At 46.4% G+C, this 12,844-nt stretch carries 14 protein-coding genes; 3 read left to right on the forward strand and 11 right to left on the reverse strand.

Features of this window, described 5'->3' with window-relative positions:
* Positions 1–31: 31 nt before the first annotated feature.
* The 9 genes from FXO21_RS24135 to FXO21_RS24175 form a co-directional block, all read right to left on the reverse strand.
* The gene (locus tag FXO21_RS24135) at positions 32–1,414 is read right to left on the reverse strand and encodes a mercuric reductase (protein WP_149642481.1); all 1,383 of its coding nucleotides are present in this window, start codon (positions 1,412–1,414) and stop codon (positions 32–34) included.
* An 80-nt stretch (positions 1,415–1,494) separates the two neighbouring features.
* Positions 1,495–2,424: a bifunctional riboflavin kinase/FAD synthetase gene (locus tag FXO21_RS24140; RefSeq protein WP_149642482.1), complete on the reverse strand. Its 930-nt coding sequence runs from the start codon at positions 2,422–2,424 to the stop codon at positions 1,495–1,497.
* Positions 2,421–3,122, reverse strand: a complete 702-nt coding sequence (gene truB / locus FXO21_RS24145) for a tRNA pseudouridine(55) synthase TruB (RefSeq protein WP_149642483.1) — start codon at positions 3,120–3,122, stop codon at positions 2,421–2,423. Before truB ends, FXO21_RS24140 begins: the two co-directional genes overlap by 4 nt.
* 35 nt (positions 3,123–3,157) lie before the next feature.
* Positions 3,158–3,934: an undecaprenyl-diphosphate phosphatase gene (locus tag FXO21_RS24150; protein ID WP_149642484.1), complete on the reverse strand. Its 777-nt coding sequence runs from the start codon at positions 3,932–3,934 to the stop codon at positions 3,158–3,160.
* Positions 3,931–4,149, reverse strand: a complete 219-nt coding sequence (locus tag FXO21_RS24155; protein ID WP_225865842.1) for a DUF3098 domain-containing protein — start codon at positions 4,147–4,149, stop codon at positions 3,931–3,933. Before FXO21_RS24155 ends, FXO21_RS24150 begins: the two co-directional genes overlap by 4 nt.
* Positions 4,150–4,174: 25 nt before the next feature.
* Positions 4,175–5,053 (reverse strand): cell division protein FtsX, encoded by an 879-nt coding sequence (locus tag FXO21_RS24160; protein WP_149642485.1) that lies wholly within the window; start codon positions 5,051–5,053, stop codon positions 4,175–4,177.
* Positions 5,054–5,185: 132 nt separating this feature from the next.
* A complete protein-coding gene (locus FXO21_RS24165; protein ID WP_149642486.1) occupies positions 5,186–5,779 on the reverse strand; it encodes a bifunctional nuclease family protein in 594 nt (197 codons plus the stop codon).
* A 230-nt stretch (positions 5,780–6,009) separates the two neighbouring features.
* Positions 6,010–6,984, reverse strand: coding sequence for an electron transfer flavoprotein subunit alpha/FixB family protein (locus FXO21_RS24170; RefSeq protein ID WP_149642487.1), 975 nt, complete (start codon positions 6,982–6,984; stop codon positions 6,010–6,012).
* A 36-nt stretch (positions 6,985–7,020) separates the two neighbouring features.
* A complete protein-coding gene (locus FXO21_RS24175) occupies positions 7,021–7,758 on the reverse strand; it encodes an electron transfer flavoprotein subunit beta/FixA family protein (RefSeq protein WP_149642488.1) in 738 nt (245 codons plus the stop codon).
* A gap of 92 nt (positions 7,759–7,850) precedes the next feature.
* On the opposite strand from FXO21_RS24175, the gene FXO21_RS24180 reads away from it, so the two are divergent.
* Both FXO21_RS24180 and FXO21_RS24185 read left to right on the forward strand, forming a co-directional pair.
* Entirely contained in the window at positions 7,851–8,177 is a 327-nt protein-coding gene (locus tag FXO21_RS24180; protein ID WP_149642489.1) for a tetratricopeptide repeat protein, read from the forward strand.
* Positions 8,178–8,357: 180 nt separating this feature from the next.
* Entirely contained in the window at positions 8,358–8,714 is a 357-nt protein-coding gene (locus FXO21_RS24185; protein WP_149642490.1) for a hypothetical protein, read from the forward strand.
* A gap of 162 nt (positions 8,715–8,876) precedes the next feature.
* On the opposite strand, the gene FXO21_RS24190 is transcribed toward FXO21_RS24185, so the two are convergent.
* Positions 8,877–10,181 carry a Gfo/Idh/MocA family protein gene (locus FXO21_RS24190; RefSeq protein WP_149642491.1) on the reverse strand — a complete coding sequence of 435 codons (1,305 nt, stop codon included), beginning with the start codon at positions 10,179–10,181 and terminating at the stop codon, positions 8,877–8,879.
* Between the two features lie 413 nt (positions 10,182–10,594).
* Positions 10,595–11,893, reverse strand: a complete 1,299-nt coding sequence (locus tag FXO21_RS24200; RefSeq protein WP_149642493.1) for an acetylxylan esterase — start codon at positions 11,891–11,893, stop codon at positions 10,595–10,597.
* Positions 11,894–12,050: 157 nt separating this feature from the next.
* Between FXO21_RS24200 and rluF the strand changes: the two genes are divergently transcribed.
* On the forward strand, positions 12,051–12,797 hold the full coding sequence (gene rluF, locus FXO21_RS24205) for a 23S rRNA pseudouridine(2604) synthase RluF (RefSeq protein WP_149642494.1): 747 nt from the start codon (positions 12,051–12,053) through the stop codon (positions 12,795–12,797).
* Positions 12,798–12,844: the final 47 nt, after the last annotated feature.

Here is a 12,844-nt window from a genome sequence, read left to right on the forward strand (position 1 = left end):
AAATGGACGCTTTTACCAGTTAACAGGCGTTTTATTGCGGTTTCGACATGAACAGGTTGTTCAAAGACTCGGCATAGGTTGGGTGTGCAAATATGCCGTCGCGCAGCTTTTCGAACGTGACATCGCCCATTATCGCCAGTTCCAGAATCGTTACTACTTCGCCGCCTTGCTCGGCCAATACCGCCGCACCGAGTAGCTTTCCGGTCTTTTTTTCAACAACCGCTTTCATCATTCCACGCGTGTCGCCGGTTTCGATGGAGCGTGCGACACTATCGTTCCTGATCATATAAACATCAATCTCCAACCCTTTTTCAATCGCTTCCTGTTCAGTCATACCAATACGTCCCAGCTGCGGGTCGATGAACATACAGTATGGCTGCTGCCGGCCGCTGATTGTAAGTTTCTTTTTATCAATCACATTGGCAGATACGACTCTGTAATCGTCATAAGAGATGTGCGTGAATGCGAGGCCGCCTTTGACATCACCCAATGCATAAATTCCCTTTGCGGAAGTTTCAAGCGAGTTATTTACAGTAATGAATCCTTTATCATCCATTGCCACGCCGGTAGCTTCCAGGTTTAGTTTATCAGTGTTAGGTTTTCTTCCTGTTGCAATTAATACATGAGAATATTCGCAGGAATGCTCCTGATCGTGTTTTTTGATTTTTGCGATAATTTTCTGTCTGCTTTTTGTGAATGCAGTTACCTCCGAGTTTGTGAGGATCTCGATATTTTCCTCGCCCAAAATGGCGGTGATTTCAGTCGCGACATCTTCGTCCTCATGCTTCATAATCCGCTCGGAAGGTTCGATGATCGTTACTTTTGAGCCAAACCGGCTAAACATCTGACCGAACTCCAAACCAATATAACCGCTGCCCAGGATCAGTAAATGTTCAGGTACTTCTTCCATATCCAACATGCTCGTAGAAGTCAGATAATCGATATCGTCTACGCCGGGAATATCAGGGATTACGGGACTCAGGCCGGTATTGATAAAGATCAGATCTGCACTGATCTCTTCGCTTCCCCCGTTCTTCAGGGACACCATAATTTTCTTTTCTCCCGAAAAACGCGCTTCCCCATATATCACTTCCAGATTGTCCGTCTCCCTAAATCCTTTTTCCAGATTTGTCCGCATGCTTTTTACAATCTCATCTTTCCGCCCGCGGATCTTTTTGAAGTCGATTTGGACATGAGCCGCAGAAATCCCCAGCTTACTGCTGTTGCGTGCTACCCAGGCTGCTTTCGCGGAGGCAATCATTGCTTTGGTAGGGGAGCAGCCATCGTTTACACAGGTGCCGCCCGCGAATCGTTTCTCTATGATGGCCGTTTTTAAACCCGATTCAGCCAGTTTTTTGGATAGGGGAGTTCCTGCCTGGCCGGAGCCTATTACAATTGCGTCGTACTGCTTCATAAAATAGGGTTTTCGTTTTCGCTGAAAACAATAAAAGCGTGCCTTGCGACACGCTTTACTTTTAATATTATGGATTTTAGCTATCTGGCAAAGTATGAGACCGCGCTTTCCCGATCTATCCGGATTTGTTTCACAAGCATATCCAGCCCGTCGAATTTCTGCTCCGGCCGCAGGTAATGCAGTAATTCCAGCGTCAGGTCTTCACCGTATATTTCTTTATCAAACCCAAACAAATGGGCTTCAATCGTTCGCATTGTACCGTCCACCGTCGGACGTACGCCGATGTTCAGCATGCCTTCATACCTGGTTCCCTGATGGTTTGCGTAAATGATGTAGACACCGTTCATCGGAACCAGCTTGTATGATTCGTGGAGAAAAAGGTTGGCAGTAGGGAATCCGATAGTTCGTCCCAGCTGCTTTCCTTTGACGACCGTGCCGGACAGTGTATAGGATCGCCCCAGCAGCCCGTTTGCTTCGTCAATGTGCCCTGTGACCAATGCTTTACGGATGCGGGAGGAACTGATGGCCATATCCTCAATGTCTTCACGAGGGATTTCTTCGACCTCGAACCCGTAAGTTGAGCAGTTCTTTTGAAGAAATTCAAAACTACCTTCCCGGTTTCTCCCAAACCGATGATCGTATCCGATTACCAGCTTTTTTGTCCCGATCTTGCCTACGAGGATTTGCTGAATAAACTCATCGGAAGACAATTCTGAGAAAGCGCGGGTAAATGGGACGATCGCTAAATGGTGAATGCCAAGTTGCGCAAAAAGTTCGATCTTTTCGTCAATCGTAGATAGTAGCTGAAGTCCCTGACTGTCTTCCGATACCACTGTCCTGGGATGTGGCCAAAAGGTGAGTACAACCGATTCTCCACCCGATTGCCGGCTGATTTCCAGCAATCTTGAAAGTATTTTTTGATGTCCGAGGTGCACACCGTCGAAGGTGCCACTTGTGACTACGCCATATTCCAGTTTGGAAAAGGAATCGAGGCTATGATAGATTTTCATTCGTCCACTTCTAACTTCAAAGCAATTCGTTTTTGATGAATGAAATCGGTCAGATCCCATGCATCTTTTAGTTCGAATGCGCCTATTCTTGTTCTGCACAATGCACTCAGGTAGGCGCCGCTTCCGGCCAGTTCACCGAAATCACGAACCATGCTACGAATATAGGTACCTTTTGAACAAATGATCCTAAAATTGACGGAAGGGAAAAGGGTGGTATCTATTTCGAACAGCGATACCTCTACATTGCGTTTTTTGATTTCTGCAACTTCTCCGCGCCTCGCTTTTTTGTAAAGCCGCTCCCCGTCTACGCGCACAGCGGAATAAATCGGAGGAACCTGTTCAATATGCCCTGTGAGCTTTGCGCGGGCATCTTCAAGTATTTCGGGCGTGATATGGTCTGTGGGGTATTCGGCATCGAACTCGGTTTCGAGATCAACGGAAGGGGTCGTTTTGCCCATGACAAAGGTGCCGGTATATTCTTTTTCCTGCGCCTGGTAGGTATCGATCTGCTTTGTTTTTTTTCCCGTACACAAAATAAGCAATCCCGTCGCAAGCGGGTCGAGCGTGCCGGCGTGACCTATTTTTTTGAATTTATAGGCTCTTTTTAATTTGTTGGCAACGTCAAAGGAAGTCCAGGTCAAAGGTTTATTTATCAGGATTACTTCCCCGTCGTCTGGTGTATTGGTGTCAATTTGCAAAGCAGATTTCTTTTTAAGATAGTGAGGAGCGCGGCTTAAACCACGTCGAGCTTGTACCCTGAAGCGATCAGCCCAAGCAATATCAGCCCGAGAATAATCCGGTAGTACCCGAAGATCTTAAAACCGTATTTCGTCAAAAAGCTGATAAAGAATTTAATCGCAAGCATTGCCACGACAAAAGCCACCAGATTACCGATTAATAGTGTCTGAATATCTTCCGCTTTAATCGTATCGTAGGTTTTCAAAAGTTTATAACCTCCTGCCGCCGCCATGGTTGGTACTGCAAGAAAGAAAGAGAACTCAGCAGCTTGTTTCCTTGACAAGCCCTGTAACATACCGCCGATAATGGTAGATGCAGAACGTGAAACGCCCGGAATCATCGCAATGCATTGAAAAAAACCGATTTTCAAAGCAGTCCCGAAAGTAATTGGCTTCTCCCGCGTATCATTTGCTATTCTGTCAATGAATATCAGAATGATACCACCTACCAGTAGTGAAACTGCAACGACAACAACATTCTCCAACAGTGCGTCAATAAAGTCATTCAGGAGAAATCCGATCACAGCCGCCGGGAGGAATGCCACGAGCAGCTTGAAATAAAAGTCGGTAGTTTGAAAAAAACGTTTCCAGTAGAGCACCAGAACGGATAAAATTGCGCCGAACTGGATATTGACCGTAAACATTTTGGTGAATTCCAGGTGGCTGATCCCCATAAACGAGGAGGCGATGATCATGTGCCCGGTGGAAGAAACGGGCAGAAATTCAGTTATTCCTTCAACAATAGCTAAAATAATGGCCTGCCAAATACTCATGAATCAGATGGTTTACGTAGGATCGCCCAGAACTCGAGTATAAAGCCGATGATCGTGACGATAGGGCCTAGTGTCAATCCCAAAAAACCGAAACCAAATTCCTCAGCGTCAAAACTCATGATCAGAAAGCCGGCTAGAATGACGGCGATGCCTGTGAGCATCATCACATAGTTGGAAGACGCGAAAGGCAGTTCACTTTTTTTGCTGTTCATCATTGTATCGTTTGTCTAAAAATGAATATCAATATAAATCGTCCAGGGCCATACGAAGGTACCGCGCAAGTGATTGGTAAGTGCTTGATACCCCGATTAATACGCCCAGAGAAAGTACTATCGCCACGAGGATGACGATTTTGTCATATTCCTGTAACATGGCCAGTCCTTCCACGTTGCGGACAGCAAGCTGCTGCAAAGCGATGAGCATAATACCAGCCAAAATGCCGCCTACTAATCCTTGTATGGCCCCGCGCATCACATAGGGGCGCTGTATAAAACCATTGGTAGCGCCCACAAGCTGCATACTGCGGATCAGAAAACGCTGCGAATAAATGGCGAGCTTGATGGTGTTATTGACGAGCAACACAATGATAATCAGCATGACCAATGCAAAGCTGGCCAGCACAATGTATATTTTGGTAACATTACGGTTAATGTTATCTGCCAGATCTTCTTGGTACACTACCTCATATACGCCGGGAATTTTTTCAAGATCACGCTTGATCTGCGACAGTTTCGCTTCTTCAAAATAGTCCTCGTGAATTTTGACACGGTAACTATTCCTGAGCGGGTTTTCACCGAGGAATGTCGCAAAATCCTCCTTCGTGCCTTCAATAAATTCCTTCGCAGCTTCTTCTTTGGAGACAAAAATGATCGGTTTGACGTCGGCGGAGTTGAGCACGAAAGGTCTGATCTTAACGACATTTAAAATCGAGTCTTCGCCAGCTTTCGTCAGTTCTTTGTCGAGGAAAATGCGGACTTCAATGTTCTGACGGATGATGGAAACCAGTTTTTTAGATTGGATAACGAGAAGTCCGCAAAAACCGATCAGGAAAAGAGCAGCCGTGAGGCTCATCACGATCATCGCATTCGGGTAACTTCCAATCTTCTTTTTTTTAGGCATAGCTGCTCTGGATTTCGCTTTTTTAGATGGTATCTAACAGAAACGGACGGTGGCAAAAGTAAGGATTTATAATTCAAAAGGGGCTCATCCCGGCGTCCGCTTAACTATTTTTAACTTACTGCGGCGGGAAAATCAGTTTCTTCTGCCCATTTCATCACGAATTTTAGCAGCTTTTTCATAATCTTCCTTTGAAAGAGCCTCGTCCAGCATTCGTTGAAGTTCGTCAAACGGCAGGTCGCGGATGACATCTTTTGAGCCTGACGCCTTCACAGTTTCCTTAATGGCGTCTTCATCCTCATCTTCTTCATCGGATAAAGAGCTGGACACGATTCCGGCTTCTGACAAAATGGCTTCATAAGTAAAAGTAGGTATATCGAAACGAAGCCCTATTGCGATTGCATCAGAAGGCCTAGCGTCAATTTCAACCTCTCTCAGACCGTCGGTGCAGACTATTTTGGCGTAAAAAATACCTTCTTTGAGGTCAGAAATGACGATTTCTTTCAAGGTATAATTCATCCCGTCGGCAAAAGACTTGAACAAATCGTGTGTCATCGGACGGTTCGGGACGATATTTTCTATCTGCACGGCAATGGCCTGGGCTTCGAATACTCCGATAATGATAGGCAAACGTCGGTTGCCCAATTCCTCTCCGAGTACCAGAGCGAAGGAGCCGGCCTGTGATTGGCTCGGTGAAAGACCCAGGATTTCTAACTTGATTTTTTTCACGTTGAAACTAATGCGCAAGTATGGTTAACAGTTGTGGTGAATTACGTCTGGGCGGAAAATTCATGCAAAAATAAATAACCCGTGCTGCATAAAAAAATCAGGCACGGGTTAAGAACGGGTTCCGGACTGGTTAGCCGAAAATATCAGCCGATAATGGTCTGATTCCTAAGGTTATCTTGAATGTTTTATTTCAGCAAATATTCATTTTGTCGAAAAAACCGGCAAAAGTGCTATTTAATCGCCTTCACAGCTTCCGTCAGTTTCGGTAAAATCTCAAAAACGTCACCTACGATGCCATAATCTGCTGCCTTGAAAAAAGGCGCCTCGGGATCTTTGTTGATCACAACAATGCATTTGGAACCGTTCACGCCGGCCAAATGTTGGATCGCCCCGGAAATTCCGCAGGCAATATAGAGGTTGGGGGCCACCTTAATGCCGGTTTGACCAATATGTTCGTGATGTGGTCGCCAGTCCAGGTCTGAGACGGGCTTGGAGCAGCCGGTTGCTGCGCCTAATGCATTCGCGAGATCCAGGAGTGGCTGCCAGTTTTCGGGGCCTTTCATGCCGCGACCGCCTGATACGATGATGTCCGCTTCGGTTAGCGATACCTCGCCACTGGCTTTTTCAACTTCCACAACAGTCGCTTCAAAATCAGTATCTCTCAAAGAAGGAGTGAAGATTTCAACCGTCGCTTTGACGGTTCCTACGGAAGATTCATCCAGTTCTATCGCGTTCTTTTTTACTACGAGGATTTTAATGTCGGACTTGATTTCCACAGTTGCGAAGGCCTTTCCGGTAAAAATGCTTCTTGTAACGTTAAAACTACCCTGGGTTTCAGGCAAGGCAGTCACGCCGGACACGATCCCCGCTTTCAGTTTCGCTGCGGCACGTGCCGCCATCGCATCACCCAGACCGGATTTCGGCAAGACGATTATTTTGCTCTGGGTCGTTTCGGCAGCCTGGACCAGCAAATCTGCATAAGCCATGCTGTTTTCGTGGGCGAGTTTTTCATCCGAAGCGTGCAAAACTTTTTCGGCTCCGAAGTCGCCTGCTTTTTCTAGTTCGCCACTATCAGCTTTTCCAATAGCAAGTACAATCGCTTTTCCGCCAGTTTGGGCTGCCACTTTTGCGCCGTAGGCTACGGTTTCGAGGGATGTTTTTTTGATTGAACCGTTGTCCAGTTCTATATAAATTAATACTGACATGATTTCTGTGCTTAAAGGTCAATGGTTTGATGAAGATTAAAGGATTTTAGCTTCAGTCTGCAGCAGGCGGATCAGCGTACTTGCTTCACTGGCCGGGATCATTTTGCATGCACCCTTGGGAGCCGGCTGTGCATAGCTTTGAGGGACCGTCATTTCATCAACGGAAACAGGTTCTACGACTTTCAAAGGCTTGGTCCTGGCGGTCATAATACCGCGCATATTCGGGATTTTCCAGTCGGCAATCGGTTCCTGACAGCCTAAAACCAGGGGCAGGGAAGCCGTTAAAATCTCTTTGCCACTTTCAATTTCGCGGGCAATCGTGACCTTATTTCCGGAGATATCCAGTTTCATGACCGGGGAGTACGAGCCTATTCCCAGCATTTCACCTACAAGTCCATGCACAACGCCGCTGTTATAATCGATAGACTCCCTGCCCATCAATATGAGATCATAGCTTTCCTGTTTGGCAATATGGGCGATCTGCACCGCGGTAAAGTAAGAATCCAGCGGTTCCGCATTGACACGTACCGCATCATCTGCGCCGATTGCGAGGGCTTTGCGGATCTGCGGCTCGGCATCCGCTTCTCCTACGTGCAATACGGTTAATGAGCCTCCGGTTTGTTCCTTAAGCTCTACTGCGCGGGCGAGTGCGTAATCATCGTAAGGGCCAATGATAAACTGCACACCATTTTTGTTAAGCCTGGTATCGCTATCGGTGAATGTTATTTTGGAAGTCGTATCGGGTACATTCGTAATACAAACGAGAATTTTCATGAGTATTTGGTTACCTGTAGTAAGTTTGTGATAAAAGCATTGGCGGGCAAATTAAAAGAAATCAAAACAGTATGCAAGCATAATATCAGGCAATGAGCGGCACCTTACTTCCCAATGTACTGGCTTTTTATGAAGAGGATCCGCACGATCCTTTCAATATATATGCACTCGCGATCGAGTACGCTAAAACGGATCGTTCGAAGGCATCACATTATTTCAATATTCTCCTGACAGAGCATCCCGGCTATCTCCCAACCTATTACCATGCCGGTGCGTTTTTTGCTGAGGCGGAGGAGCCCGAGAAAGCGGAGGAGTTTTATCAGAAGGGTGTGGAATTAGCGCGAATTCAAGGCAACGCGAAAGCGCTTTCTGAGCTGTTGAGAGCTTATAATAACTTTCTGGATGAACTGGATGACTAACTTTATTTCCGGGGAAATTTGGATCAGAGCCCTAAAAATCCGTATATTCGTACATAGTTCTATATTTTGCCAGCTATCTTTCGGCATTTATAAATCTTCCTCATCACAATTTAGCCCGATTTTTTAAAAATTTTTTCCTTGTTTTTTTAGCACGGAAAAACATTTATCATGCACAGCATTATGGAAAAGGAGTTATTCATACCACAAGTGGTAAAGTGGGCAAAGGCCCACGGGTTTAAGGATATCCAGGCAAACATGGAAGGATACGAAACCCCGAAGTCTTACGAAAGGGCAGCAGATAATGCCAAGTTTACGCCTGACGTTACGGGAGTCAACATGTTTAACCGGCACTATCTGGAAGTCTCCATGAAAACGGATCAGCTTCGCGGAAGTATCTCAAAGTGGAAGCTGCTGAGCGAGCTTGCAGGAATGAAGGGAGCCAAGTTATACCTGATGGCCCCACGCGGTCACGTCCGCTTCACCCGCGAAATTATCGACCAGTACAATATTCCGGCAGAAGTGGTTAAGATTGACTGACACCACTGATTGAAAGTGATGGTAGCTTTGGTCATCGTAGTAAGAGTTGGTCATTTGATGTCATTAATAGTCATTTGTTGTCATTATAGTCATTTGTTGCTTCACATGGAATAACAACAAATGACCACAAATGACAACTAATGACCACCAATGACACCCCCGTCACCCCTTAGGATACTTCCATTCCCCCCTGTAATCGCGGCTGAGCAACTTATTCGCTTCTGCATCTCCTTCGATTACTTCTTTCTCTCCATCCCAGATAATGCTTCTTCCTAATTTATAAGAAAGCATTCCGAGCAGGGCCACATTTGTGGAGCGCTGACCAATTTCAATTTCACAAACCGGAGGCTTGTTGGTTTTAATGGAATCTAAAAAGTTGGCCCACAATTCCTGAATGTTCTGGTCGTCCGGCTTGTTCAGCTTTGCGTCCTCGTGAATGATCGGCTTATTCGGGTTTGTTGGGTAGAATGTCCAGCCGTCGAGCCAGCCCATGTGGAATGTACCTTCGGTTCCGTAAAAATAAACGCCTACCGCCTGTTGAGGATGCGTTTTCTCCGCATTGTTGCCGGCGAAAGTCCGGTGTTCCCATTCCAGCGTAAATCCGTCAAAATCGTAAACCGCTACCTGATGGTCCGGTGCGTCGGTGCTGTCCTGCCGGATCGCGCGGCCGCCTGTTGAATAAATCTTTTTCGGATATTTCTGCTCCGACCACCACAGTACCTGATCCAACCAGTGAATGCCCCAGTCTCCTAATGTTCCGTTTGCGAAATTCAAATAATTACGAAAACCTCTTGGAGTGATCGTCTTGTTGTAAGGCACCAGCGGCGCCGGTCCGCAATAGAAATCCCAGTCGAGACCTTGCGGTGGTTCCTGATCGGGCGTCTTCTGGCCTGGTCCGCCGCCGTAATGTACAAAAGCGCGTGCCATTCCAACTTTGCCTGCTTTGCCGGATTTCAGGAATTCCATTCCCGATACATTATGTGGCGAAACCCTCCTGTGTGTGCCTACCTGCACGATTTTCCCGTGTTTACGCGTGGCATTCACCATCGCGCGTCCTTCCCTGATCGTATGCGAAATCGGTTTTTCTACATAAACATGCGCGCCCGATTCGATAGCCGCGATGCAACAAAGCGCATGCCAGTGATCAGGCGTGGCTACGATCACGATTTCGGGTTTCTCTTTCAAAAGCATTTCCCGATAGTCACCATAGAGCTTTGGCTTATCAGGCGTAAGTTTGGAAAATACTTCCGCACAGGTTTTCAGTTGATTCTGATCCACGTCACAAATCGCCACCAGTTTCGACTCGCCAGCCTGAATAGCACAGCGCAGGATATTGGTACCCCACCAGCCAGCACCGATAAGCGCAGTTTTGTAAGGCGCTGCTCTTTTAAGTGCGGTCAAAAGCGGAAGCGAAGAAAATGCAGCACCTGCAAGCGCGGATTTTTCAATAAAGGTTCTACGATCCATATTTTTAAATGTCATTTTTAGTTCTAATCGTCAGGTACGGCGTTCTGGGATTGTTAGTAGTGGTCAATAATGGTCATTGGTGGTCAATAGTGGTCATTTATAGTCATTAGTAGTCTTATTGTCATTAGTGGTCATTAGGTGTCATCAATTATTAGGCTTTTTTTGAAACTTCTTCCTCTATTCAAGACTTCCTAACCCAATGACCCAATGACCCAATGACCCAATGACCCAATGACCCAATGACCCAATGACCCAATGACCCAATGACCCAATAACCCAATGACCCAATGACCCAATGACCCAATGACCCAATGACCCAATGACCCAATGACCCAATGCCCCAATGCCCCAATGCCCCAATGACCCAATGACTCATTGACCCCATCACCCCATCACCCAATCACTAGCTCCCCTCACTTCCCTTTCAACTTTCGGATCAGCCAGTTATTCATCGCGTCTTTTTCGTCCTGGTAAGTCCAGTGGCCGGTATCCTGATATAGTTTAAGTTCTTTTGGGGCAGTAGTGACGTTATATGCAGAATACATGGAAGTAGGAGGGCAGGTTTCATCGTTAAAACCCCAGATGTACAATCCGGGCACCTTTACTCTCCGTGCAAAATTTACCACATCATAATAACCCACAGTGGCCAGCTTTTCCTTTGTATTATTTGTTTTGACACCATTTTTATCGAAATAATGAGGCCAGCCGCCGGCGCGCCCGTGGAGGTAACCCGTTACATCGCTCAATGCGGGATAAAATGCGCCCAGCCATTTTACCCGAGGGTCCAGGCCAGCTGTTATAATAGACAGAGCGCCGCCCTGACTCCCGCCGGTCACTGCCAGATTACTACCATCAAACTGCGGCAGGCTTACCAGAAAATCATTTGCGCGTACGCAGCCGAGGTAGACTCTTTTATAGTAAAATTTGTCCTTATCATCCAGATTATAAGCCGGATATCCATTCAAAACGCCTTGTCCCATGTCCAGGTAAACCGACGGGTCCATAGTAACCGGAATGCCGTGAATACCGATTTCGAGTGTAATGATATCTTTGTCAGCAGTAACCGCATCGCCGTAGTACGCGCGGACACCCGCGCCCGGGACGCGCAGTAGCGCCGGGTATTTACCATCTTTCTTTGGGATACTCAAAATGCCGTAAACGCGCACGCCAGGCCGGGTATTCTGTAAGCTCAGGTGATATACATTCGTTTTTTCTGTGCATCGCTCGGGGATCAGGGTCATTTTTGCATCCATCGGAACGGTGGCGAGCTCTTTTTTTGCATTTGCCCAGAAAGCGTCAAAATCTTCGGGATTGGAAACAGTAGGCTGTATTTTCTCCGGATCGAACGCAGCAGTGGCGAGGCCGCGAAATTCACTTCCATCTACATTTGCCCAAACAATGCACCGCAGAAAACCAGGCGTTTTCAAGGTGCCGCCGTCGATCGTCAACCTTCCATCAGCAGCCGTTTTACTTTCCTTCATCGTCGGTTCCATCTTTTCCAGGCCGATTTCATAGCGCAGCTGGGCATTTTTTACCGGATAACCATTTCTCAGGACCTGTACTGAGAATTGAACCTTTTCGCCGGTTTTGTATATCCAGTCCTCATGGTCGGTGCTTACGATTACCTCCACGGGCCTGCGGACAGGTTGTGCGTGAACGCTTATGATCGCTATCCAAAGTAAAAATTGTGTCAGCAGCAAACGATTTCTCATAGTTCAGGAATTGATCTGTCTTATATAATGAATAATTTTAGCGTTGACAGGTAAAGTGGCAAATACACCAAATCTTTGTCCGGTGCCGGATAATTTTTCCAATTCACAGATATTTGCGTCGTAGAAGGAAATATTTTTTGCCTCAAAACAACTGACTTTGGAATCAATACGAATCAATAAGTTCATCAGTGAGACAGGTTTTTGTTCCAGGCGTGAAGCCGACAAGCTGGTGGAGCAGGGTAGGGTTACCCTGAACGGAAAACAAGCAGTACTAGGAGATAAAGCTTCTTCGGAAGACGACGTGCGGGTGGACGGTAAACCTTTGAAATCTAAAAAGCCCGCAGTTTACATTGCATTCAACAAGCCCGTCGGAATTACGTGTACTACCGAACGCAATGTAAAAGGCAATATCATCGACTACATCCGGCATAAAGAGCGGATTTTCCCGATCGGAAGACTGGACAAGCCATCGGAAGGATTGATATTTCTGACAAGCGACGGCGATATCGTGAATAAGATACTGCGTGCCGGCAATAATCATGAAAAAGAATATGTGGTGACTGTCAACAAGCCGGTGACCGAAGAATTTGTTCGAAAAATGGGTTCCGGAGTTCCTGTATTGGGAACGGTCACGCGAAAATGTTTGGTGCACAAAGACAGCACGCACGTATTTACAATCGTACTCACCCAGGGCCTGAACCGGCAAATTCGGAGAATGTGCGAATTTTTGGGATATCAGGTCATCAAATTGAAGAGAGTGCGAATTATGAATGTAACATTAAGGAATTTGCCTGTGGGAAAATGGCGGGACCTGACCGGCGAAGAAATGGCAGAGATCAATGCGGCAATTGCAGGCTCGGTGAAAACAGAAGAGGGCTCTTTGATAGAAACCTGGGAAGAATGAGGATATACTTAATTGATTTGTCTAAATTTAGAATGGAAAATTTATAT

This window comes from Dyadobacter sp. UC 10, assembly GCF_008369915.1.
In the GTDB taxonomy this organism is placed as follows: Bacteria; Bacteroidota; Bacteroidia; order Cytophagales; family Spirosomataceae; genus Dyadobacter.